Annotated in this window: 22 protein-coding genes; 11 read left to right on the top strand and 11 right to left on the bottom strand. The window is 70.2% G+C overall.

The genetic code is table 11. The features are described from left to right. Together ACFU6I_RS13545 and ACFU6I_RS13540 are read right to left on the bottom strand one after the other, a co-directional pair. Window positions 1-1,716 carry a threonine/serine exporter ThrE family protein gene (locus ACFU6I_RS13545; RefSeq protein WP_384364959.1) on the bottom strand — a complete coding sequence of 572 codons (1,716 nt, stop codon included), beginning with the start codon at window positions 1,714-1,716 and terminating at the stop codon, window positions 1-3. Between the two features lie 204 nt (window positions 1,717-1,920). Continuing rightward, window positions 1,921-2,415 (bottom strand): inorganic diphosphatase, encoded by a 495-nt coding sequence (locus tag ACFU6I_RS13540; protein WP_037691000.1) that lies wholly within the window; start codon window positions 2,413-2,415, stop codon window positions 1,921-1,923. Window positions 2,416-2,501: 86 nt separating this feature from the next. On the opposite strand from ACFU6I_RS13540, the gene dacB reads away from it, so the two are divergent. From dacB to folE, 6 genes are all read left to right on the top strand, one after another. Further along, window positions 2,502-4,007, top strand: coding sequence for a D-alanyl-D-alanine carboxypeptidase/D-alanyl-D-alanine-endopeptidase (dacB, locus tag ACFU6I_RS13535; protein WP_384364956.1), 1,506 nt, complete (start codon window positions 2,502-2,504; stop codon window positions 4,005-4,007). A 49-nt stretch (window positions 4,008-4,056) separates the two neighbouring features. Further along, entirely contained in the window at window positions 4,057-5,190 is a 1,134-nt protein-coding gene (locus ACFU6I_RS13530) for a zinc-dependent metalloprotease (protein WP_384364953.1), read from the top strand. Between the two features lie 198 nt (window positions 5,191-5,388). Beyond that, the gene (gene tilS / locus ACFU6I_RS13525) at window positions 5,389-6,471 is read left to right on the top strand and encodes a tRNA lysidine(34) synthetase TilS (protein WP_384364950.1); all 1,083 of its coding nucleotides are present in this window, start codon (window positions 5,389-5,391) and stop codon (window positions 6,469-6,471) included. A 99-nt stretch (window positions 6,472-6,570) separates the two neighbouring features. After that, window positions 6,571-7,110 (top strand): hypoxanthine phosphoribosyltransferase, encoded by a 540-nt coding sequence (gene hpt, locus ACFU6I_RS13520; protein WP_072487175.1) that lies wholly within the window; start codon window positions 6,571-6,573, stop codon window positions 7,108-7,110. 217 nt (window positions 7,111-7,327) lie between these two features. After that, window positions 7,328-9,355, top strand: a complete 2,028-nt coding sequence (gene ftsH / locus ACFU6I_RS13515; protein WP_384364947.1) for an ATP-dependent zinc metalloprotease FtsH — start codon at window positions 7,328-7,330, stop codon at window positions 9,353-9,355. Window positions 9,356-9,489: 134 nt separating this feature from the next. Continuing rightward, window positions 9,490-10,095 (top strand): GTP cyclohydrolase I FolE, encoded by a 606-nt coding sequence (gene folE / locus ACFU6I_RS13510; RefSeq protein ID WP_266984337.1) that lies wholly within the window; start codon window positions 9,490-9,492, stop codon window positions 10,093-10,095. A gap of 41 nt (window positions 10,096-10,136) precedes the next feature. Here folE and ACFU6I_RS13505 read toward each other — a convergent pair whose 3' ends face one another. The 6 genes from ACFU6I_RS13505 to ACFU6I_RS13480 all read right to left on the bottom strand — a co-directional run bounded on the left by ACFU6I_RS13505 (window position 10,137) and on the right by ACFU6I_RS13480 (window position 15,105). After that, on the bottom strand, window positions 10,137-10,619 hold the full coding sequence (locus ACFU6I_RS13505) for a DUF3180 domain-containing protein (RefSeq protein WP_345517474.1): 483 nt from the start codon (window positions 10,617-10,619) through the stop codon (window positions 10,137-10,139). 98 nt (window positions 10,620-10,717) lie between these two features. Continuing rightward, window positions 10,718-11,329 (bottom strand): 2-amino-4-hydroxy-6-hydroxymethyldihydropteridine diphosphokinase, encoded by a 612-nt coding sequence (folK, locus tag ACFU6I_RS13500; protein WP_345517475.1) that lies wholly within the window; start codon window positions 11,327-11,329, stop codon window positions 10,718-10,720. Then, window positions 11,326-11,685 (bottom strand): dihydroneopterin aldolase, encoded by a 360-nt coding sequence (gene folB / locus ACFU6I_RS13495; protein WP_266984344.1) that lies wholly within the window; start codon window positions 11,683-11,685, stop codon window positions 11,326-11,328. The genes folK and folB overlap by 4 nt, the downstream gene beginning before the upstream one ends. Window positions 11,686-11,902: 217 nt before the next feature. Next, on the bottom strand, window positions 11,903-12,376 hold the full coding sequence (locus ACFU6I_RS13490; RefSeq protein ID WP_384364943.1) for a nuclear transport factor 2 family protein: 474 nt from the start codon (window positions 12,374-12,376) through the stop codon (window positions 11,903-11,905). Beyond that, a complete protein-coding gene (gene folP / locus ACFU6I_RS13485; RefSeq protein WP_384032964.1) occupies window positions 12,373-13,170 on the bottom strand; it encodes a dihydropteroate synthase in 798 nt (265 codons plus the stop codon). The genes ACFU6I_RS13490 and folP overlap by 4 nt, the downstream gene beginning before the upstream one ends. Window positions 13,171-13,263: 93 nt before the next feature. Continuing rightward, window positions 13,264-15,105 (bottom strand): phosphatidylglycerol lysyltransferase domain-containing protein, encoded by a 1,842-nt coding sequence (locus ACFU6I_RS13480; RefSeq protein ID WP_384364940.1) that lies wholly within the window; start codon window positions 15,103-15,105, stop codon window positions 13,264-13,266. Window positions 15,106-15,245: 140 nt separating this feature from the next. Between ACFU6I_RS13480 and ACFU6I_RS13475 the strand changes: the two genes are divergently transcribed. Continuing rightward, entirely contained in the window at window positions 15,246-16,367 is a 1,122-nt protein-coding gene (locus tag ACFU6I_RS13475; RefSeq protein ID WP_384364937.1) for an alpha/beta hydrolase, read from the top strand. Window positions 16,368-16,412: 45 nt separating this feature from the next. Here ACFU6I_RS13475 and ACFU6I_RS13470 read toward each other — a convergent pair whose 3' ends face one another. Next, window positions 16,413-17,591 carry a betaine/proline/choline family ABC transporter ATP-binding protein gene (locus tag ACFU6I_RS13470; RefSeq protein WP_384364934.1) on the bottom strand — a complete coding sequence of 393 codons (1,179 nt, stop codon included), beginning with the start codon at window positions 17,589-17,591 and terminating at the stop codon, window positions 16,413-16,415. Between the two features lie 130 nt (window positions 17,592-17,721). Here ACFU6I_RS13470 and ACFU6I_RS13465 point away from each other — a divergent pair, with 130 nt between their 5' ends. From ACFU6I_RS13465 to ACFU6I_RS13450, 4 genes are all read left to right on the top strand, one after another. Then, entirely contained in the window at window positions 17,722-18,435 is a 714-nt protein-coding gene (locus tag ACFU6I_RS13465) for an ABC transporter permease (RefSeq protein WP_384364931.1), read from the top strand. Between the two features lie 3 nt (window positions 18,436-18,438). After that, complete coding sequence (locus ACFU6I_RS13460; protein WP_384364928.1) at window positions 18,439-19,113, top strand: ABC transporter permease; 675 nt, start codon at window positions 18,439-18,441, stop codon at window positions 19,111-19,113. A gap of 60 nt (window positions 19,114-19,173) precedes the next feature. Beyond that, on the top strand, window positions 19,174-20,151 hold the full coding sequence (locus ACFU6I_RS13455) for an ABC transporter substrate-binding protein (RefSeq protein ID WP_384364925.1): 978 nt from the start codon (window positions 19,174-19,176) through the stop codon (window positions 20,149-20,151). Window positions 20,152-20,257: 106 nt separating this feature from the next. Further along, window positions 20,258-21,259: a hypothetical protein gene (locus tag ACFU6I_RS13450; protein ID WP_384364922.1), complete on the top strand. Its 1,002-nt coding sequence runs from the start codon at window positions 20,258-20,260 to the stop codon at window positions 21,257-21,259. 70 nt (window positions 21,260-21,329) lie between these two features. On the opposite strand, the gene ACFU6I_RS13445 is transcribed toward ACFU6I_RS13450, so the two are convergent. Together ACFU6I_RS13445 and ACFU6I_RS13440 are read right to left on the bottom strand one after the other, a co-directional pair. Further along, window positions 21,330-22,472 (bottom strand): NADH-quinone oxidoreductase subunit D, encoded by a 1,143-nt coding sequence (locus tag ACFU6I_RS13445; protein ID WP_327245706.1) that lies wholly within the window; start codon window positions 22,470-22,472, stop codon window positions 21,330-21,332. Between the two features lie 115 nt (window positions 22,473-22,587). After that, window positions 22,588-23,595 carry an SAM-dependent methyltransferase gene (locus ACFU6I_RS13440; RefSeq protein ID WP_384364919.1) on the bottom strand — a complete coding sequence of 336 codons (1,008 nt, stop codon included), beginning with the start codon at window positions 23,593-23,595 and terminating at the stop codon, window positions 22,588-22,590. Window positions 23,596-23,601: the final 6 nt, after the last annotated feature.

The following is a 23,601-nucleotide window of genomic DNA, read 5'->3' as shown; positions in this document are numbered from 1 at the left end:
TCAGAAGCCGCGCGTCCGCTTGGCCGCGCGGCGGTTCGCCCCGCCGACCGCCCCGGGCACCCGCATGAACAGCCGGGAGATCTCGCTTCCCAGATTCACCCCGATCGCGATGGCCAGCGCCGTCGCCACCGCGGTCGACAGCGAGGCGAGCCCGGCGTTCACATTGCCCTGTGCCATGCCCAGCAGACCGAAATACGTGGCCGAGCCGGGCAGCAGCGGGCCGATCGCCGCCGTGATGAACGGCAGCGACGACATGTACCGGTAGCGCGAGAGCAGCTGCCCGAACAGGCCCACCAGACCGGCCGCCGTCGCTGTCGCCGCCACCGGCGAGATGTTGCCGGTCCTGGCCATGGCGCCGTAGATCACCCAGGCCACGGCGCCGTTGAGGGTCACCGCCAGCACGGTGGACCGCTCCTGCTGGAGCAGGATCGCGAAGGCGAAACAGAGCGCCATCGATGCCAGGATCTGCACCACCGGACGGTCGTGGGCGACGAACCTGGCTTCGGGGTTCAGTTGGGCGCCCAGCTGAAGTCCCAGATACAGGACCAGCAGCACACCGACGACGATGCCGATGAACAGGTACATGACTTCGAGCAGGCGGGCGGCGGCGGTGATGTAGAAACCGGTCAGCCCGTCCTGCACACCCGCCACCAGGGCCCGTCCCGGCAGCAGAGCGAACAGCCCACCGGTGATGACGGCGGACGGCCGGATGTCCGTCGAGTGGGTCAGGGTCAGCGCGACCCCTATCGCGGCCGGGGGCATCGCCGCCACCACGAACTGGTAGAACTCCGGCAGACCGCGCCCGGCGCAGAGCCAGGCGAGCCGGTCGCCGAGCATCGCGCCGACCGCCGCCACCACGAAGACCAGTGCGTTGCCGCCGACCAGCACCGATGCCGCACCCGCCAGCCCGCCACCGGCCAGTGTCAGCACCCAGCCGGGGTAGGGATGCCGGTTGCGGCGGATCTCAGCGAGCCGCCGATAGGCCTCCTCCAGGGAGACCTCGACGTCCTCGTGGGTGATGTCGTCGATGAGCCGGAAGACGGCGGCCAGCCGCGTGTAGTCGGTGGCGCGGCGTCGTACGGTACGGCTCGCCGTCACCGGGTCGTCGACCAGTGACGGCTGGTGCGAGATCGACAGCAGGGTGAAGGTGACCGTCGGCTCGCACCGGTCGAGGCCGTAGGAGCGGGTCACCGCGAACATCGCGGCCTCGACGTCCTCCGCGCCCTCCCCACCCGCGAGCAGCAACTCCCCGATACGCAGCGTCAGGTCGAGCACGCGCGGCACCGCTGGGCCCGCTTCGTCGGGCTTCTGCATCGGCTCGGGCGCCGGCCGCTCGGCGACCGGCATCCGCAGCATCGTGCGCATCCGGTCCTGCCAAGGAGCTTCCTTGGTCAGCCGGATCATCGGGATGCCGTGCGCGGGAGTGAAGGCGGGCGGCGACTGGCTGGCGTTGTACGTGCGCGGCGGGGCGAAGGCCGATCCGATCGTGTCCGAACCCGAGCCGGAACCCGGTCCGGAAGCGGAACCCGATCCCGGGCCGGCTCCGGACCCCTGCGGCTCGGTCGTCAGACCGGCCGGGAGGGCGAACTCCGACGTGGGGTGGTCGTCCTCGGACGGCGCAGCGGGGCGCCCCACACCGGCCGGCGGGACAAAGGCGCTGCGCGCCTCGTCGGACTGGGGCTTCTGATCCTCGGGACCGCCCGGTTCCGCCACCACTGGACCTCGCTCCTTCTTGGCTGCGCGTCTTGGGTTGCGCTCCTGCCCAGTATGGGCACGGACATGGGCACACATGCGAAACGGGCGGCACACCGCTGAGGGATGTGCCGCCCGTTCCTTGCGCCGAACTCATTACGGAACCACAGCGGGAACCGTAAGCGGAACCGGGATCACGCCTGCGCGGCGGTCACGGACACCGCTGTGTCAGTGCTTGCCGCCCTGCGCCTCGAGGCGCTTGTAGGAGGCCTCGATCTCGGCCTCGGCCTCGGCGCGGCCGACCCAGTCGGCACCCTCGACGGACTTGCCGGGCTCCAGGTCCTTGTAGACCTCGAAGAAGTGCTGGATCTCCAGGCGGTCGAACTCCGACACGTGGTGGATGTCGCGCAGGTGCTCCACCCGCGGGTCGGAGGCCGGGACGCACAGCAGCTTGTCGTCGCCGCCGGCCTCGTCCGTCATGCGGAACATGCCGATGGCGCGACACTTGATGAGGCAGCCGGGGAAGGTCGGCTCGTCCAGGATGACCAGCGCGTCCAGCGGGTCGCCGTCCTCGCCGAGGGTGTTCTCGACGAAGCCGTAGTCCGCCGGGTAGCTGGTCGAGGTGAAGAGTCGACGGTCCAGGCGGATCCGACCGGTCTCGTGGTCCACCTCGTACTTGTTCCGCGAACCCTTCGGGATCTCGATGGTGACGTCGAACTCCACGGGTGGCTCCTCCATGATCAACACATACGACTGGTGATTAAGTGTCCCCCACGGAGATGTGTGCTCGCGAAAGGGGCTGGTCAACGGTGGCCGAGCCGGTGAAAAGACCGTCGATCAACCCGTTGAACGCGTTGCGCAGGCCGGCCGTGGCGGGTTGCCTGAACAAGGTGAACGGATGGAGCAACTGGCAGTTCACGGCAGGCTCCGCCGTCCTCGGCCTGGCGCTCGCAGCCGGCGCCGTCCTCGCCGCCGGTCCCTGGGACTCGGGTCAGCGTAAGGCCGAGCAGCAGTGGGCCGCCGCCCAGGACCGTACAGGTGGCGCACATCACGAACCCGCCGCGCCCGACGCACCGGCCCCCGCCCCGAGTGCCCCGGCCGTCCTCGCGGCCCTCGGCACCCGGGTCGACAAGGCCGCCCCCGACGAGCCGGACACTCCGGACGGAGCGGCGGCCGCCCTCCGCGCCACCCTCGACAAGCTGCTGGACTCCTCCGCGCTCGGCACCGTCCGTACCGCTGTCGTCATCGACACGGCCACCGGCAGGCGGCTGTACGGGAAGGGTGCCGACACCGCGATGACGCCCGCCTCCACCATCAAGATCGCCACTGCCGTCGCCGCACTCTCCGCCCTCGGCCCCGACCACCGCATCGCCACGACCGTCCGGGCATCCCCGGACTCCCGCACCCTCACCCTCGTGGGCGGCGGCGACCCCACCCTCGACAAGGCGGCGCTGCGCGAACTGGCCGCCGGCACCGTGCGAACCCTGCGCGACCGGGGCGTCGACACCGTCCGGCTCCGGTACGACACCTCCCGGTACTCCGGCCCCGCCCTGCACCCGATCGGCCCCAACGAGAACATCGCCCCGGTCAGCGCCCTGATGCTGGACGAGGGGCGGCTCGACCGGACGGACAGCGGACCCGCCCCGCGCAGCGGCGACCCGGCCCGTGACGCCGCCCGCACCTTCGCCGGACTCCTGAAGGACGCCGGTATCGGCACCGCGGCCGCGCCCACGCCGGGGCGCGCCGCCGCCACGTCCAGGCCGGTCGCCAAGCATCTCTCCGTCCCGCTGTCCGCGCTGGTCGAACGGACGCTGACCAACAGCGACAACGACATCGCCGAGGCGCTGGCCCGGCAGACCGCCCTGGCCGCCGGTGAACCGGCCGACTTCGACGGAGGCCGACGGGCCGTCACCGCCCGCCTGAAGAAGCTGCACCTGCCGCTGGCCGGCGCGAACTTCGCCGACGGCAGCGGACTGAATCGCAAGGACAAGGTCACCGCCGGGCTGCTGGCGGGCCTCCTCGCCCGCGCCGCGGAACCCGGCCACCCCGAGCTGCGCCCCGTCCTGACCGGCCTCCCGGTGGCCGGATTCACCGGCACGCTCAGCAACCGGTACACCCCGACCTCGCGCGGCACCGGACTGGTCCGTGCCAAGACCGGCACCCTCACCGGGGTGAACACCCTCGCCGGGACGGTCGTGGACGCACAGGGCCGGCTGCTCGCCTTCGCCTTCCTGGCGTCCGGCACGACGTCACCGGCCGAGGCCCAGTCCGCCCTCGACGCCCTCGCCACGAGCCTCGCCGTCCGTACCCGATGAGCGGGTCAACAGCACACCGCGGACGGACCCGAGCACGTACGGTTGACGCATGACGAGCATCGGTGGTGCCGAGATGGTCGACTGGAATCTCGCGGTCGCGACCGCGACCCGGCTCGTGCGGCCGGGACCCGACATCAGCCGCGAGGAGGCCCGAGAGGTCGTCGCGGAGCTCCGCAGGCATGCCAAGGCGTCGGAGGAGCACGTCCGTTCCTTCACCCGGATGATCCCGGAGGGGACCGAACCCGAGGACACCCCGGTCCTGGTCGTCGACCGGGCCGGCTGGATCAGGGCGAACGTCGCGGGCTTCCGCGAACTGCTCCGCCCACTCCTGACGAAAATGGAGAACCGGCGCTCCAGCAGCCCCGGCGGAGCCGTGCTCGGTGCGGTCGGCTCCAAGGTGACCGGCGTCGAGTTGGGCATGCTGCTGTCGTTCCTGGCCTCCCGGGTCCTCGGACAGTACGAGACGTTCGCCCCCGCGAGCCGTGAGCTCCCGGCCCCCCTCAGCGGCGGCGGCAGACTGCTGCTCGTCGCCCCGAACGTCGTTCACGTCGAGCGCGAACTCGACGTCGACCCGCACGACTTCCGGCTCTGGGTCGCGCTCCACGAGGAGACCCACCGCACCCAGTTCACCGGTGTCCCCTGGCTCCGCGACCATCTGCAGGGCGAAATCCAGTCGTTCCTCGACGAGACTGACGTCGACCCGATGACTGTGCTGGAACGGCTCCGTGAGGCCGCCCAGTCGCTCGCCGGCAGCACGCCCGAGGGCGAGGAGGGCGAGGACGGCGGCCGCAGCCTCGTCGAGATCGTCCAGACCCCCGCCCAGCGCGAGATCCTCGGCCGGCTCACCGCCGTGATGTCCCTGCTCGAAGGACACGCCGACTACGTGATGGACGGTGTCGGCCCCGAGGTCGTCTCCTCCGTCGGAGAGATCCGGGAGAAGTTCCAGCAGCGTCGGGCGCGCGGTGCCAGCCGCCTCGACCAGGCGTTGCGCAAGCTCCTCGGCCTCGACGCCAAGCTGCGTCAGTACCGGGACGGCGAGCGGTTCGTGCGTGCCGTCGTCGACGAGGTCGGCATGGACGGCTTCAACCGGGTCTGGACGTCCCCGAACACGCTGCCCACCAAGGCCGAGATCGCCAAGCCGGCGGACTGGATCGCGAGGGTGCACCGTAAGGCAGAGTCGTGATCATGGGGCGGTCGACGGGGAAAGCCGGAAGAAGTACGCCCCGGTAATCACCCATCCGAGGGACCGTAGGGGCATGGGAGGGCGTGCAATGCTCGATCAACGGCTTGACTCTGTCACCATCGACGCACTCTGGGTGACGGCACTCTTCCCGTCCCGACGCTCCGAGGTACCCCCAAAACTTCACGAAGGGCACCGGACATGGGTCCCCATCCTGCGGTCGCGGCGATACGCCTGGCGGTCCGCCGCGTACTCCACGACGTACTGAACGAATTCGCCGAACGCACCGAACGCTCCGAACGCGCCCCGCGCCCCGAGCTCGCCGAAGCCGGGCCGGGCAGGCGGCGCCCCGTGCTCCCCGAACGCCCCGACGCCCCGCTGGTGCTGGTGGCCTGCTCCGGCGGCGCCGACTCCATGGCGCTCGCCTCCGCCCTCGCCTTCGAGGCCCGCAAACTCGCCGTCCGGGCCGGCGGCATCACCGTCGACCACAACCTCCAGGACGGGTCCGACGTCCGCGCCGCCGAGGTCGTCGCCCGCCTCGCCGCCATGGACCTCGACCCGGTGGAGGCCGTCTCCGTGCACGTCGGCCGCGACGGCGGGCCCGAGGCTGCCGCCCGCGACGCCCGCTACGCCGCACTGGACGCCGCGGCCGAGCGCCACGGCGCCGCCGCCGTCCTGCTCGGTCACACCCGTGACGACCAGGCGGAGACCGTCCTGCTCGGCCTCGCCCGCGGCTCCGGCATCCGCTCGCTCTCCGGCATGGCCGCCGCCTCCGGCCCGGCCGGCCGCTACCGACGCCCCTTCCTGCAGCTCGACCGGCAGACCGCCCGCAAGGCGTGCCTGGTCCAGTCCCTGCCCGTCTGGGACGACCCGCACAACGTCGACCCCGCCTACACCCGCTCCCGGCTGCGCCACGAGGGCCTGCCCGCCCTGGAGAAGGCCCTCGGCAAAGGCGTGGTCGAAGCCCTGGCCCGTACCGCGCAGCTCTCCCGCGACGACGCCGACGCACTGGACACCTGGGCCGCCGAGGCCGACACCGCCGTACGGGACGACGCCGGGCAGCTGGACTGCGCCAAGCTGTACGCGCTGCCCCCCGCCGTGCGCCGTCGGGTGCTGCGCCGGGCGGCCGTGGAGGCAGGCGCTCCGGCCGGTTCCCTCTTCGCCCGCCACATCGAGGAAGTCGACCGTCTGATCACCGGCTGGCGCGGCCAGCAGGCCATCAACCTGCCCGGCCGCGTCGAAGCCCGGCGTCAGGGTGGCAGACTGGTGATTCGGCAGAGCTGAAGCACGAGCGGCTGACATGCAGGCGAGCGGCCGCGCACGGCCGGGGCACCACCCCGGACGGGGCAGGCAGAGAAAGAGACGCGGGTGAACGAGAAGGACATGGGCACCGACCTTCAGTCGGTGCTCCTCACCAAGGAAGAGATCGACGCGAAGCTCGTCGAGCTGGCCGCGAAGATCGACGCGGAGTACGCGGGCAAGGACCTGCTCATCGTCGGCGTCCTCAAGGGCGCCGTGATGGTGATGGCGGACCTGGCGCGCGCGCTGTCCACCCCCGTCACGATGGACTGGATGGCCGTCTCCTCGTACGGCGCGGGCACCCAGTCCTCCGGTGTCGTCCGGATCCTCAAGGACCTGGACACCGACATCAAGGGCAAGCACGTCCTGATCGTCGAGGACATCATCGACTCGGGCCTGACCCTGTCCTGGCTGATGTCGAACCTGGGCTCGCGTGAACCCGCCAGCCTGGAGATCTGCACCCTGCTGCGCAAGCCGGACGCGGCGAAGGTCGCGCTCGACTGCAAGTGGGTCGGGTTCGACATCCCCAACGAGTTCGTCGTCGGCTACGGGCTGGACTACGCGGAGAAGTACCGCAACCTGCCCTTCGTCGGCACGCTCGCCCCGCACGTCTACGGCGGCTGAGCGCCCCCGCAGCCCTCCTCCGGCCCGCGCACCCGACCCGGGTGCACCCTCGGGAACCACTGACGGGTCCCCGGCGTTGGAGCCTTTGAAGGCGGGTTTGACAGACGGCCCAGGCGGTCTCAGGCGACAATGCTGGGGTACCGTCCGAAGAACAGTCTTTTCTCACAGCAGCATTTACCTACGGGCAGGAGGGACGGGGCGACTTCGCTCCGTATGGATGGACGTGAAGCGATACTTCCGTGGGCCGGTCATGTGGATCGTGCTGGCCGTCCTCGCCGTGGTCGTGTTGATGCAGGTCGTCGGCTCGTCGGGCGGCTACAAGACGGTGGACACCGGCAAGGTGATCCAGGCGATCAGCAAGAACCAGGTGGAGCAGGCCAAGCTGACCACCGGCGACGAACAAATCCTCAAGATCGAGCTGAAGGACGGCCAGAAACTCTCGGGCGAGTCCGGCAGCAAGTTCCAGGCGAGCTACATCGGTGACCAGGGTGTCCAGCTCGCCGACACGCTGCAGAAGAAGTTCGAGAGCGGTGACATCGAGAAGGGTTACACCGTCTCGCCGTCGAAGCAGTCCCCGTTCCTCTCGATCCTTCTCTCGCTGCTGCCCTTCGTCCTGATCGTGGTCGTCTTCCTGTTCCTGATGAATCAGATGCAGGGCGGCGGCTCCAAGGTCATGCAGTTCGGCAAGTCCAAGGCCAAGCTGATCACCAAGGACACCCCGAAGACGACCTTCGCCGATGTGGCCGGGTCCGACGAGGCCGTCGAGGAACTCCACGAGATCAAGGAGTTCCTCCAGGAGCCGGCGAAGTTCCAGGCCGTCGGAGCGAAGATCCCCAAGGGCGTCCTGCTGTACGGGCCTCCCGGTACGGGCAAGACGCTGCTCGCACGCGCCGTCGCGGGCGAGGCCGGCGTCCCGTTCTACTCGATCTCCGGTTCCGACTTTGTCGAGATGTTCGTCGGTGTCGGTGCCTCGCGGGTCCGTGACCTGTTCGAGCAGGCCAAGGCGAACGCCCCGGCGATCGTCTTCGTCGACGAGATCGACGCCGTCGGCCGGCACCGTGGTGCGGGTCTCGGCGGTGGTCACGACGAGCGTGAGCAGACCCTGAACCAGCTGCTCGTCGAGATGGACGGCTTCGACGTGAAGGGCGGCGTCATCCTGATCGCCGCCACGAACCGGCCCGACATCCTCGACCCGGCGCTGCTGCGCCCGGGCCGTTTCGACCGGCAGATCGCGGTCGACCGGCCGGACATGCAGGGCCGTCTCGAAATCCTCAAGGTGCACCAGAAGGGCAAGCCGGTCGCCCCGGACGTCGATCTCGGCGCTGTGGCCCGTCGTACGCCCGGTTTCACCGGTGCCGACCTGTCGAACGTGCTGAACGAAGCGGCGCTCCTCACAGCGCGCAGCAACAAGAAGCTGATCGACAACGAGATGCTGGACGAGGCGATCGACCGCGTCGTGGCGGGCCCGCAGAAGCGGACCCGGATCATGTCCGACAAGGAGAAGAAGATCACCGCGTACCACGAGGGCGGACACGCCCTGGTTGCGGCGGCTTCCCCCAACTCGGACCCGGTGCACAAGATCACGATCCTCTCCCGCGGCCGCGCCCTCGGTTACACGATGGTGCTGCCGGAGGAGGACAAGTACTCCACGACGCGCAACGAGATGCTCGACCAGCTGGCCTACATGCTGGGCGGGCGCGCGGCCGAGGAGCTGGTCTTCCACGACCCGACCACCGGCGCTGCGAACGACATCGAGAAGGCCAGTGCCACGGCCCGCGCGATGGTCACGCAGTACGGCATGACGGAGCGGCTCGGCGCGATCAAGTTCGGCGGCGACAACACCGAGCCCTTCCTGGGCCGGGAGATGGGCCACCAGCGTGACTACTCGGAAGAGGTCGCGGCGCTCGTCGACGAAGAGGTCAAGAAGCTCATCGAGACCGCGCACAACGAGGCGTGGGAGATCCTCGTCGAGAACCGCGACGTTCTCGACAACCTGGTTCTCCAGCTGCTGGAGAAGGAGACCCTCGGCAAGGAGCAGATCGCCGAGATCTTCGCCGGAATCGTGAAGCGTCCGGCCCGCCCGGCGTGGACCGGCTCCGCACGGCGTACGCCGTCGACGCGGCCGCCGGTACTGTCGCCGAAGGAACTCGCCCTCACCAACGGGGTCACCACGGCCAACGGGTCGACCCCGACGGACACCGCCCCGGCCACCGAGGCGATCCCCGAGGACCGTCCCGAGAGCTAGTGCGGAGCCCGGTGTGGCCCCTGTCACGGGGCTCCACCGACCCGGAATGGATGCCGTGCCCCCCAGGTTTTAGCCTGTGGGGGCGCGGCTTTCTGTATGTCCGCGCAGGTGACAGCTCAAGGAACGAGGCACAGATGACCGACCCGGTGACGCTGGACGGCCAGGGTTCGATCGGTGAGTTCGACGAGAAGCGGGCCGAGGCCGCAGTGCGCGAGCTTCTCCTCGCCGTCGGGGAGGACCCGGACCGGGAGGGGCTGCGTGAGACGCCGGGACGGGTGGCGCGGGCGTACAAGGAGATATTCGCGGGTCTGAGCCAGCAGCCCGAGGACGTCCTGACGACCACGTTCGACCTCGGCCACGACGAGATGGTGCTGGTCAAGGACATCGAGGTGTTCTCGACCTGCGAGCACCACCTCGTGCCGTTCCGTGGTGTCGCGCATGTCGGGTACATCCCCGCCACCACCGGCAAGATCACCGGCCTGTCGAAGCTGGCCCGGCTGGTCGACGTCTACGCGCGGCGCCCGCAGGTCCAGGAGCGGCTGACCACGCAGATCGCCGACTCACTGATGAGGATCCTGGAGCCGCGCGGAGCCATCGTCGTCGTCGAGTGCGAGCACATGTGCATGTCGATGCGCGGCATCCGCAAGCCCGGGGCGAAGACGCTGACCTCGGCGGTACGCGGCCAGCTCCGCGACCCCGCGACGCGCGCCGAGGCGATGAGCCTGATCATGGCCCGCTGAGGGCCGGAGGCGGTGCCGGTGGGCCGGGCGAGGTCGGAGCGTCAGGCGGAGGCGGCGCTCTTGTCGTCGTCCTTGTCCTCCGGGAGCTTGCAGACGCGCTCCAGGAACAAGGCGGCGGCGACCACCCCGATCCCGGCCAGCACCGCGAAACCGGCGTAGATCGCCTGGTCGCGGCGGGCCGGGATGTCGAGCGAGCCGAGCAGGAAGACCCCGGTACCGCCGTACAGGCCGGCGACCAGCGACACGACCAGGGCGCTGGCCTGGCCGAAGACCACGGCGCGGGCGGCCATCAGCGGCTCGACACCCTTCGCGCCCGGGCGGCGCTCGCGCTGCGCGCGCAGCCGGGAGCGGATGGAGAGCGCCGTCGCGAGCAGGATGACGGCGATCACCGCGAGCACGATGGGCGCGGCGAGGGGCACGCTCGGCAGGGTCCCGAGGGAGTCCCAGAGGCGGGCACCGCCCCAGGACAGCACGCCGGCCGCGGCGAAGAGTCCGGCCAGTACCCCGAGCCGTAGTTGCTTCACCGAGAAAGCCGCCCTTCGCCGCCGGCCGGCCGGGCTGTCCGCCCGTCTGTCCGGCTGTCTGTTCTGTGTCCTGTGCTGACCTGCCCTGAGCCTAACGACTACTCGGGCAGGCGGAGTTCCAGGTCGGCCCGGGGGTGTACGCCGCCGCGGCCGATCGTGCCGAGCAGCTCCGCCACCGGGCCGTGGCCGGGCAGCTGCGCCTCGGGGTCGATGTCGTGCCATGGGGCGAGCACGAAGGCCCGCTCGTGGGCCCGGGGGTGGGGAAGGGTCAGCGCCGGGTCGTCGGAGACCACATCCGCGTACGCCACGATGTCCACGTCGATGGTGCGCGGGCCCCAGCGCTCCTCGCGGACGCGGTCGAAGGCCTCCTCGATGGCCTGGCCGCGTTCCAGGAGGGAGGACGGGGGCAGCGTCGTCTTCACGACGATCACCGCGTTGAAGTACGACGGCTGGGAGCCGGGGGCGACACCCCACGGCTCCGTCTCGTACACCGGGGACACCGCCTTGACCCGGAGGCCGGGGGTGTCCTCCAGGGCGTCGATGGCGCCCTGGAGGGTCTCCAGGCGGTTGCCGAGGTTGGAGCCGAGCGAGATCACGGCCGGTTTGGGGTTGGAGAGGGTGACGTCCGCCGCGTCGACCTGCTCGACCACGGAGGCGGGCACCGGCTGTACGGTCGGGTCGCTCTGCCCCTCGGTAGAAAATGCAGTCATGCTCGGCTCCGGGTGATGGTGATGGTCACATCGTCGAACGGGACGGTGATCGGCGCATCCGGCTTGTGCACGACGACCTCGACCTCCTCGACGCCTTCGTGTCCCAGGCACTTCTGGGCGATGCGCTCCGCCAGTGTCTCGATCAGATCGACCGGCTCTCCCTGCACGATGTCGACGACCTCCTCGGCGACCACGCCGTAGTGCACCGTCTTGGTCAGGTCGTCGGCGGCTGCCGCGGGGCGGGTGTCGAGGCCGAGAACCAGGTCGACGATGAAGGTCTGGCCCTCTTCCCGTTCCCGGGGAAAGACGCCATGGTTCCCACGGGCCTTGAGGCCGCGCAGCGCGACACGATCCACGCGAATCACTCCTGCTGTTGTTGGTCGTGGAGACACGGGGCCGCGTGCGGACGGCGAGGTGCCCTGTTTCGAATCTACCTGCGAGCGCGGACAGTGTTCGCCCGCGGGGGCCATGGACGGGACCGTGCGGGGCTGGTAGGCGCGTCCCCTACCCCGTAGCCCGGAGTCCAATCCCCTCGGGGGCGTATCCGTCCGGGAGCGCGCCCCCGCAAGGCGGTCAGGAGGGCGACTCGTCCTCGTCCTCGTCCTCGGACTCGGTCAGCACCGGCGACCCGTGATGGGACCAGAGCTTCCAGCCGTCCTCGGTGCGGCGGAACACATTGGTGGCGACGACGAGTTGGCCGACCAGCGGTCCGAGTTCGCCGCCGTCCTCCGCGGGGCCGCCGCTGAGGATGTTCTCGGTGCAGGTGACCAGGGCCGTGTTCCCGGTCATCGAGACCCCGACATCGGTCAGGAAGAACTGGATGTACTCGGTGTTCGCCATGATCAGGGCGTAACTGCGCAGTACCTCGCCGCGTCCGCTGAGCACCGGCCAGCCGGGGTGGACGCAGGAGATCGTGAGGCTCTCGCCGGGCAGCCAGAGCCCGGAGAGCGTGTCCAGATCGCCGCGTTCCATCGCCTCGTAGAAGGCGGTGTTGGCCTGTTCGACCGCCGCGATGTCGGCGGCCACCTGTTCCTGGTCGTCGCTCACGCGGCTCCCTCGACGGCGCGGGCGACCCGGACGGCGTCGGCGGTCGCCCGGACCTCGTGGACCCGGACGGCCCAGGCGCCCGCCTGGGCGGAGAGGGCGGAGATCGCGGCGGTGGCCGCGTCCCGTTCCCGTGCGGGCGGCGGTGCGGCGCCCTCCCCGGCCAGCACATGGCCGAGGAACCGTTTGCGGGAGGCGGCGACCAGCAGGGGGCGGCCCAGCGCGCGCAGCTCGTCGAGATGGGCGACGAGGGAGAGATCGTGGGCGGCGTCCTTGGCGAAGCCCAGGCCGGGGTCGACCACGATCCGTTCGGGGGCGACCCCGCCCGCGACCACCGCGTCCATCCGCGTCCGCAGCTCCGCGACGACCTCGGCGACGACGTCCTCGTACACCGCACGGCTGTTCATCGACTCGCTGAAGCCACGCCAGTGCATGACCACGAACGGCGCCCCGGCGGCGGCGACGACCGGGATCATGTCCGGGTCGGCGAGCCCGCCGCTCACATCGTTGACCAGGGCCGCACCTGCGGCGACGGACTGTTCGGCGACCCGGGCCCGCATGGTGTCCACGGAGACCGTGACGCCTTCCTGGGCCAGCCCCCGGACGACCGGGATCACGCGCCGCAGCTCCTCGGCCTCGTCCACCCGGCTGGCGCCGGGACGGGTCGACTCGCCGCCGACATCGACCAGGTCGGCGCCTGCGGCGACCAGGTCGAGGCCGTGCTTGATCGCAGCCGTGGTGTCGAACCAGCGGCCTCCGTCGGAGAAGGAGTCGGGGGTCACATTGACGACACCCATGACCGCACAGCGGTCCCACTCCGGCAGACCCTGGACCGTGCCTCGTCCACGCAACGTACTCATGCGACCAGCGTAGGCCCGTACGGAGCGGTGTTATGCCGCGCTGGGACCGTGCTCCGGTCCGGGACCCGTTGCGTGGGCGCAGGGACGGGGCCGGGAGGGCGGGAATCGGCGGGCGAACGGACGGGGCAGGCCGACGTTGACGAACCCCTCGGCCTGCATCGCGGCGAACGAGATGCGGGGCAGGTCGCGGCTGGTGCGATAGACGACGAAGCGGGGCTCCCAGCGGGGCCGGAACTTGGCGTTGAACTTGTACAGCGACTCGATCTGGAACCAGCGCGACAGGAAGATGAGCAGCCCGCGCCAGCCCCGCAGCACCGGGCCCGCGCCCAGTTTCTCGCCGCGGGCGAGCGCCGAGCGGAACATCGCGAAGTTCAGCGAGACACGTTCGATGCCGAGCCGGGGCGCGTCGTGCAGGGAGGCGACGATCAGCAGCTCGTTCATCCCGGGGTCGGCGGCGCGGTCGCGGCGCATGAGTTCCAGGGACATGCCGTCCGTGCCCCACGGAACGAAGTGGAGCACGGCCTTGAGATCGCCGTACGGGGAGTCGGCGGTGTGCTCGTCGGCCTTGTGGGCGGTGGCGATGATGCAGTCGCCGTCGGCCGGGTCGCCGATCCGGCCGAGCGCCATGGAGAAGCCGCGCTCGGTGTCGGTGCCGCGCCAGTCGGCGGCGGCCCGCCGGATGCGGGCCAGCTCGGTCTCGCCGATGTCGCGGACGCGTCGCACCCGGGTCTCGTAACCGTTGCGCTCAATGCGCTTCACCATCTGGCGCACGTTGCGCATGGCGCGCCCGGCGAGTGAGAAATCCGCGACATCCACCACCGCCTCGTCGCCGAGCTCCAGCGCGTCGAGCCCGGTCTCGCGGGTCCAGACCTCGCCGCCCGTCTCACTGCAGCCCATCACCGCGGGGGTCCAGGAGTGCGCCTTGGCCTCGTCCATGAAGCGTTCGATGGCGCCCGGCCAGGCCTCCACGTCGCCGATCGGGTCGCCGCTGGCCAGCATCACCCCGGACACCACGCGGTAGCAGACGGCGGCCTTGCCGCTGGGGGAGAAGACGACGCCCTTGTCGCGACGGAGCGCGAAGTGGCCGAGCGAGTCGCGGCCGCCGTGCCTGTCGAGGAGGGCCCGCAGCCGGACCTCGTCCTCCTCGGTGAGCCTGGCGGCCGGATGTTCGGGGCGGAACGCGAGGTAGATCGTGGTGACGGCGGTCAGCAGACCGAGTGCGCCGAGCGAGTACGCCACGGTCCAGGAGGTGACTCCGGCGTACTCGACGGGCCCCTCGAAGCCGAAGAGCCCGTACAGGACGTGCTGGAGACGGTCGGCGATGGAGGGGTTGCCGACGACGTGGCCGGGGTGAACGGAGACGATGATCAGTCCCAGACCGAGCGAACCCGCTCCGAGGAGAACGAAGTTGGCCAGCGCCCTCCATCGGCTGCGCGGGTCGGGGAGCGCGGCGAATTCACTCCGGTGACGGACCAGCAGATAGCAGAGCGTGAGGGAGACGAGGGCGCCGAGGATCGAGTGCCGGTAGACGAACTGCGCTGCCGCGCCCGCCGGCAGCAGGACCACGGCTGCACGCCAGGCCCGCCGTTTGTGCCGCTTGAGGCCGTGGGCGAGGAGCAGCAGCAGGACGCCTGCGCTCAGCGACAGCGCGGCGGCGAAGGGGCCGAGGGCTCCTGGAAGGACTTCGGCGAGCGTGTGCATCCGGCTGTGCCGGAAGCGCGGGAACACCCCTGCGGCGACGTCGATCAGACCGACGAGGGTGCAGGAGGCGCCGACGAGCGCCGGTACGGATTCGGGGCGCGGTCCGCGTACGAACTTGCGTACAGCATTCGGAACCGATCCTGATTTATCCCCATCTAGCGTGATAGACATCGCTTCCCGTGGCTCCGCGAGAGATTCCTGAGTCCGGCGGCCGAAGCGGTCCGGACGATGTGCGACCTCTAGGACGAGGCTTCCGGGCGGTGGGTTCACCCGCATCCCGGAAAATTCCTGACAAGAAAGCTCACTCAACCATGGGGCTCACCAGCAAGACGGTTCTGACGCTGTCCACTGTGCCGGCCGTCGTCCTGTTCGCTGCCACGGTCTGGATCTGGCCGAGACTGGCGCGCCGCAGTGTGCCCGCGGTGTTCGGCCGCGTCGGCCTGCTGTTGGCGACCCAGGTGATGGTCTTCACCTCGGTCGGCCTGATTGCCAACAACTCCTTCCTGTTCTACGGCTCCTGGGCCGATCTCTTCGGTGGGCAGCAGGAACTGGGCGTCGTCACGGACAAAGCGGCGGGGACCCTGGCATCGAAGAACATCGTCCGGGTCGGGATGCAGCAGCCGGACGTTCCCGGTGGTTCGCGCCCCACGGCGGGCGGCCGGATCGACAAGATCGTCATCGCGGGGCGGCGGTCGAAGATCGAGAGTTCGGCGTATGTGTATCTTCCGCCGGAGTACTTCCAGCCGGAGTACGCCCACCGGAAGTTCCCCGCGGTCGTCGTCCTCACCGGCTATCCGGGCACCGCGGAGAACCTCCTGAAGAGGCTTGAGTATCCACGCACCGCACTCGATCAGGTGAAAGCCGGACGGGCACAGCCGATGATCCTGGTGCTGCTGAGGCCCACGGTCGCCCCGCCGCGGGACACCGAGTGCGTGGACATAGCGGGCGGGCCGCAGACCGAGACGTTCTTCGCGAAGGACCTGCCCGAGGCGGTCTCGGACTCGTACCGGATCGGGCAGCGGGCACGGAACTGGGGCATCATGGGCAACTCGACCGGTGGGTACTGCGCACTGAAGATCGGCCTGCACCACCCTGACAGGTTCGCGGCGAGCGCCGGTCTGTCCGCGTACTACAAGGCGGCCGAGGACCCGACGACCGGTGATCTCTTCCACGGGAACCGGGCGGAGCGCGAGCGCGCGAACCTGCTGTGGAGCCTGGACCATCTGCCCCAGCCCGACTCGTCGTTCCTGGTGACGACGTCACGGCAGGGCGAGGGGAACTACAGGAGTACCCGGAAGTTCATGGCGAAGGTGAAGGCGCCCGCCCAGGTCTCCTCGATCGTGCTGGACAGCGGCGGGCACAACTTCAACACCTGGCGGCGGGAGATCCCTTCGGCGCTGGAGTGGATGAGCAGCCGGCTGAGCGAGAACTGACCGGGTGCGGCAGGCTCGTGGAGGTGCCGGGCGCGTGCCCCCGGTTCAGATGGAGCCCGCCCGGGCCACCGTCTCCACGTTCACGTCGGCGCGCGGCAGGTCCTGGGCGTCCGCGTCGATCGAGCGGCGCAGCGCCTCATGGAGGCGGGCAGGGGTGAGCACCCCGAGGAACCGGCCGGCGCTGTCCTTGTCGATGACCGCGATCCAGCCCGCGTCGTGCTGCAGCATCGTGGCGAACGCCTGCTTGAGCGGGGCGCCGACGGGGAGCCACGCCTCCATGCGGCGGGCGTGTTCGCGGACCGTGCCCTTGGCCTCGGTGAGGGCGGTGCCGGCCGGGATCCAGCCGTGCAGATGGTCGTCGGCGTCCAGGACGACGGCCCAGCGCGCACCCTGGGCACGCAGCCGCTCGGTCGCCCGGGAGAGCGGGTCGTCCAGATGGACGACGGGCGGCTGGTCGAGGTCGCTCTCCTCGATGGGGGTCACGGAGAGCCGCTTGAGGCCGCGGTCGGCGCCGACGAAGTCCGCGACGTACGGGGTGGCGGGGGCACCGAGCACGGTCGCGGGGGTGTCGAACTGCTCGATGGAGCCCTGCCCGTAGACGGCGATGCGGTCGCCGAGCCGGACGGCTTCCTCGATGTCGTGCGTGACGAACAACACGGTTTTCCGGACCTGGGCCTGGAGTTTGAGGAATTCGTTCTGCAGCCGTTCGCGGACCACCGGGTCGACCGCGCCGAAAGGCTCGTCCATCAGCAGTACCGGCGGATCAGCGGCCAGCGCCCTTGCCACTCCCACGCGTTGGCGTTGACCACCGGAGAGCTGGTCCGGATATCGGTCGCCATAAACGGAAGGGTCAAGTCCGACGAGATCCAGGAGTTCGACGGCGCGCTCACGGCCCTTTCCCCGCTTCCAGCCCAGGAGATGAGGAACCGTCGCGGTGTTCTCCAGCACCGTCTTGTGCGGAAAAAGTCCGACCTGCTGGATCACATAGCCGATACGGCGGCGGAGCCGGACGGGGTCGATGGCCGATATGTCGTCCCCGTCGAGGAATATCCGCCCCTCGGTCGGTTCGATCAGCCGGTTCACCATCTTCATGGTGGTGGTCTTGCCGCAGCCGGACGGCCCTACGAGCGTGACCAGTTCACCCTCGGCCACTTCGAAGGAAAGGTCGTCGACTGCGGTCGTGCCGTCGGCGTACCGCTTGGTGACGTGCTCGAAACGGATCATGGTTCCCCATTGTGGCGCGTGCTCTGTGAAGGACATGTTGCTGGAATACAACGGCCTCGGCGATTGTCAGTGGTCGGGGATAGGGTCGCCAGACATCGGCACGGACCGGCGAACGGGAGGTGGGGGACGGATGGCCGGACAGAACTGCCTGGTGACGAACGACTGGATCTGCGGTGAGTATCTCCGTTCCCGTAGCCAGGAGTTGACCGATGCGACCGTTCAGCACATCTGGATCACCGCTGTCTCGGTGGCGATCGGGCTCCTGGTGGCATTTCCGCTGGCGCTGCTCGCGCGCCGCAGCCGGCGCATCGCGGGACCGGTGCTCGGACTGACGACGGTGCTCTACACCGTGCCGTCGCTGGCGATGTTCTCGCTGCTGCTGCCGCTGTTCGGGCTCTCGGCCGCGCTGGTCGTCACCGGTCTGGTGCTGTATTCGCTGACCATTCTCGTACGGAACATCCTGGCCGGGCTCGAAGCCGTGCCCCAGGAGGCGAGGGACGCCGCGAAGGGCATGGGATACGGGCCGGGCCGACTCCTGTGGGAGGTCGAACTCCCGCTCGCCCTGCCCGCGGTGATGGCCGGGGTCCGGATCGCCACCGTCTCCACCGTCGCGCTCACCACGGTCGGCTCGATCGTCGGCAGGGGCGGCCTCGGCAACCTCATCGAGGACGCCCTGCCGAGCTTCTTCAAGGCGCAGGTGCTCACCGCTTCGGTGCTCTGCGTGCTGCTCGCGGTGGTCGCGGACCTGCTGCTGCTCGGGGTGCAACGGCTGCTGACCCCCTGGACCCGCATACGCACGACGCGCGACGCCGTGGGTGCGGTCGCCAAGGTGAAGGCGGTCTGACCCATGGGAGTACTCGGCGAGGCCTGGACCTGGCTGACCACCGGCGCCAACTGGTCGGGGGAGAGCGGGGCCGGGCACCGGCTCGGCGAGCATCTGTACGTCAGCGGGGTGTCGCTCGTGCTGGCCTGCGCGATCGCGCTGCCGGTCGCGCTGTACCTGGGGCACATCGGGAAGGGCGGCGCGGTGGCCGTGAACGTCTCCAATGTGGGGCGGGCGATCCCGGTCTTCGCGGTGCTGGCCCTGTTCATGGTGTCGCCGCTGCGCAACGCCGGTTATGTGCCGACGATCATCGCGCTGGTCCTGTTCGCCGTGCCGCCGCTGCTGACCAACGCCTATGTCGGGATGACGGAGGTGGACCGGTCGGTGGCCGAGGCGGCACGCGGCATGGGGATGTCGGGCGGCCAGCTCTTCGTGCGGGTCGAGCTCCCGCTCGCCTACCCGATGATCATGACCGGTCTGCGCTCGGCGGCGGTCCAGGTGATCGCCACGGCGACGATCGCCGCCATGGTCGGTCAGGGCGGGCTCGGCCGCATCATCACCGCCGGCTTCAACACGTACAACACACCGCAGGTGGTCGCCGGCGCGCTGCTCGTCGCCGTGCTCGCGCTGGCGGTGGAGGCCGTGCTGGTGGGGCTGGACCGGGCTCTGTCGCCGCTCCGCCGCCGCCGGACCGCCTGACCCATCCGATTTGCCCGACACGACTCGTAATCAGCCCTGTTGCTGTGGACGGAGAACATCATGAGCAAGACCTCGCGCATAGCGGGCGCGGTCATCGGCATGGTCGCACTGGCCGGCTCGCTCGCCGCCTGCGGCGGCGACAGCCTGGAGAAGGACAAGGGCGGCTCCGCCGCGTCCGGTGACCCGGGGAAGAAGGGCTCGCTCGTCGTCGGCGCCGCGGCCTTCACCGAGTCCAAGGTGCTCGCCGAGCTGTACGCACAGATCCTCGGCGACGCCGGATACAGCACCTCGGTCACCACGGTGAAGAACCGGGAACTGTACGAGCCGTCCCTGGAGAAGGGCGAGATCGACGTCGTCCCGGAATACGCCGCGACGATCGCCGAATTCCTCAACGCCAAGGCCAACGGCGCGAAGACGGCCGAGAAGAACCCGGTCGCCTCCGGTGACGCGGCGGCCACCACCGCCGCGTTGGAGAAGCTCGCCACCCCGCGCGGACTGAAGGTGCTCCCGTACGGCGAAGCGGTCGACCAGAACGCGTTCGCGGTGACCAAGGAATTCGCCGACAAGAACAAGCTCAAGACCCTTTCGGATCTGGGTGCGTCCAAGCTGAAGGTGAAGATCGCGGCGGGTGACGAGTGCGAGGTGCGGCCCTTCTGCGCACCGGGTCTGAAGAAGACGTACGGCATTGATGTCACCGGTATCGACCCGAAGGGAGTCGGCACCCCGCAGTCCAAGCAGGCCGTCAAGGACGGCAAGGACCAGCTGGTCCTCACCACCACCACCGACGCGGTGCTGGACAGCTTCGACCTGGTGTTCCTGGAGGACGACAAGAAGCTCCAGAATGCGGACAACATCGTTCCGGTCCTCAATGCCAAGGACGCCGGGGCGCAGGACATCGCCGATGCGCTCGGCAAGCTCACCAAGACGCTCACCACCGAGGACCTCGCGGAACTGAACCGCAAGGTCGACGCCGAGCGTGCCAAGCCGGCCGATGTGGCCAAGGACTATCTGCAGTCGAAAGGTCTGATCAAGAAGTAGGAAGGGGCCACTTCGGGGGCCGTCTGGTAACCCGTCAGGTAACCGGCGGGGAACAGATTGCCGGGCGGCCTCCCAACCGACCCGTACGCACGGTAAATTTCAGGCCATGCCACGTGGACGTCATCGCCATTCGCCACCTCTGCACAGAATCCTTCCGCCCTCGGTCGTCGCCGGAGCGTCGGTCGTCTGTGCTGGGGGCGCCTGGCTCCTCGCCGAGCCCCTGGTCCTGCGCGGACTGGTCGCCGCCGTTGCGGCCGCCGCCGTCACCGGTGCGTATCTGATGCGCTCCTGGGACCGGGAGGCCGGCCGTCGCGTCGCGGAGCTGATGCGTGCCCGCGCAAGCGACGAATGGAAGACCGAGGAGCGCATCGCGGAGCTCGAGGCCGACCTGGAGGAGTCGCGGGCCCTGCGCGTCCGGCTGGAGACGAAGCTGCGCCGCAAGCGTGTGGAGCTTGCCGGTCTGCGCGGCGAGCACGCCGCACTGCTGCGCCGTTACGCCAACGCCGAGACCGAGCGGGCCAGCGCGCTGGAGGGACGCAGGCAGCTCGCGCTCGAAGCCGCCTCGCCCCGGGAGCTGCCCGCCGCCCGCTCCACGCCGACACCTGCCGCGTATGCGCGCGCCGCCCAGGCCCTTCAGGACCTCACCCGCAACGCCGCGCTCCAGGAGGCCCGCCGCACCGCCGAGCAGGCCAGGAAGCGCGATCTCGCGGAGCGCGCCCAGGAGGCGGAGGAGCACAAGGGGAAGCACGCGGCGGCCGATGCCGAACAGCACCGCCGCCTGTCGGCCGCCCTGCCCCCGGCCCGCCCGTCCACCGCGCTCCCCGCGCCGCGCGCAGTCCCGGCCGCCAGCGCGGTCGTTCCGTACGCCGCGTCCCGCCGTCATTCGGTGCCGCAGGGCAGCTTCGACTTCTTCGGTACGCAGAAGGCGCACGCCGCGATCGAGTCCGTGCAGAACGAGGACCTCGCGGACGTGGTCGGCGAGGAGGCGCTGGCAGCGCACCGCACGGGGGCCGCGCAGAACCGGGCCGTCGGCAAGGTCATCGACCTGACCGCGCACGACGAGACGGAGCAACTGGACGTCGTGGAGCTGCGCAGCGCGATCTCCTGAGGGCTGTCCCGCCAGGGATGGCGGGGCAGCCCTCAGGGCCTGTCCTGCCGCGGGGCGTCGGCGGCAGGAGCTACTTGTCGATGTCGCCGACGACGAAGAACAGCGAGCCCAGGATCGCGACCATGTCGGCGACCAGCGTGCCCGGCAGCAGCTCGGTGAGCGCCTGGATGTTGTTGTACGAGGCGGAGCGGAGCTTCAGCCGGTACGGGGTCTTCTCGCCCTTGGACACCAGGTAGTAGCCGTTGATCCCGAGCGGGTTCTCGGTCCAGGCGTAGGTGTGGCCCTCGGGGGCCTTCAGCACCTTGGGCAGCCGCTGGTTGATCGGACCGGGCGCCAGCCCGGCCATCCGGTCCAGGCAGGCGTCCGCCAGGTCCAGCGCGTTGTGGGTCTGTTCCAGCAGGCACTCGAACCGGGCCAGGCAGTCGCCCTCGGTACGGGTGACGACCTTGAGGGTGTCCTGCAGCTCCCCGTACGCCAGATACGGCTCGTCGCGCCGCAGATCGAAGTCGACCCCGGAGGCGCGGGCGATCGGCCCGGACACCCCGTACGCGTGCACGGTCTCGGCGGACAGCACACCGACACCGCGGGTACGGCCCCGGAAGATCTCGTTGCCGAGCACCAGCCGGTCGTACACGTCCATCCGTGAGCGGACCGAGGCGACGGCGTCCCGGGCGCGGCCGAGCCAGCCGGCGGGGAGGTCCTCCTTGAGACCGCCGACCCGGTTGAACATGTAGTGCATCCGGCCGCCGGAGACCTCCTCCATCACGGCCTGCAGCTCCTCGCGTTCCCGGAAGGCGTAGAACACCGGGGTGATGCCGCCGAGTTCGAGCGGGTACGAGCCGAGGAACATCAGGTGGTTCAGCACCCGGTTCAGCTCGGCGAGGAGTGTCCGTGTCCAGACCGCGCGCTCCGGGACCTCCATGCCGAGCATCCGCTCGACAGCCATCACGACACCCAGCTCGTTGGAGAAGGCCGACAGCCAGTCGTGACGGTTGGCGAGCATCACGATCTGCCGGTAGTCGCGCGCCTCGAAAAGCTTTTCCGCACCGCGGTGCATATAGCCGATGACCGGCTCGGCGTGCTGGATCCGCTCGCCGTCGAGGACGATCCGCAGACGGAGCACGCCATGTGTCGAGGGGTGCTGCGGCCCGATGTTGAGCACCATGTCGGTGCTCTCCGCCGCGCCACCGATGCCGACCGTCGTCTCCGTCATACGGCCAGTATTCCCTGCGCGCCGCACAGCGTGCTCCGGGCCCCGGGCTTTCCGGCCCGTCCGCCCGGCACCCCGGACCGCGTTGCCTCCGGGGCGCTGCCGCGGAGCCCGCTCGTCAAACGCCGGAGGGGCTCGACGGGCTCGCCCCCACCCGTTGCATCAGCCATCCGAAATCGCCCAGTCCGCCCCGTGCGGTCAGCTCGGCCGCCTCGCCCGCCGACGCCAGGGCCCGCACATATGCCGCCGGGTCGGTCGATGCGAGTGCGAGCGACGGCCGCCCCCCGCTGACCCCGAGCCCGCGCAGCGCCTCCCGCTGATCCACCACCTCCGGCTCCGTCCCGCCCCCCGCACCCGCCGCCGCGCACGCGTCCAGCGCCACATGCGAGGTCAGGTCGCAGCTGCCGTCCGGCACCGGCCGCACCTCGCGCCCGGCCCGGAAACCGGTCAGCGTGCCGAACGGCGGCCGCGCCTCCCGTACGTGGGCGTAGTCGACCGCCACGGCGAGCCCCTCGGACAGGGTGGCGACCACCCGCGCCCACGCCTCGTCGCGCGGCCGCCCGATCTCCGCGCGGCTGCCAGGACCGGCCGACGGCCACCAGCGGCGCAGCCACTCGGCGTCCTCCCCGGTCACCGGTTCGCCCAGCCGTTCCGTGCCGTCCGTCGTCCGGACAAGCACATACCGGTCGACGCCGTCCGCGTCGGTCTCCGCGACCGGCGTCGGCACGTTGTCCAGCCACTCGTTGGCGAACAGCAGCCCCCGCACCCCCTGCGGCGGCTCGGCGCACCACTCGATCCGGGGGTCCAGACCCGGCGGCCGGGCGGCGATCTCCACCGCATACGCCCGTACCGCGAGCCCCGCCGGGGCGTTGTCCGGCAGCGCCGCCAGCACCCCCGTCAGCAGCTCGCCCCGCCCGGCCCCCAGGTCGACCAGATCGATCCGGTCCGTTCCCAGCTCCCGCGCCGTCCCGGCCAGCAGCCTGGCCACGGCGGCGGCGAACAGCGGCGAGGCATGCACGGAGGTACGGAAATGCCCGGCAGGCCCCTCGGGGCTCCGGTAGAACCCCCCGTCCCCGTACAAAGCGGTCTCTGCCGCCTCCTGCCACCCACGCCACTCATCCGTCACGGAGCC

It is taken from the genome of Streptomyces sp. NPDC057486, from assembly GCF_042802415.1.
In the GTDB taxonomy this organism is placed as follows: Bacteria; Actinomycetota; Actinomycetes; order Streptomycetales; family Streptomycetaceae; genus Streptomyces; species Streptomyces yanii.
This window is presented reverse-complemented; position numbering and strand designations above follow the sequence as displayed.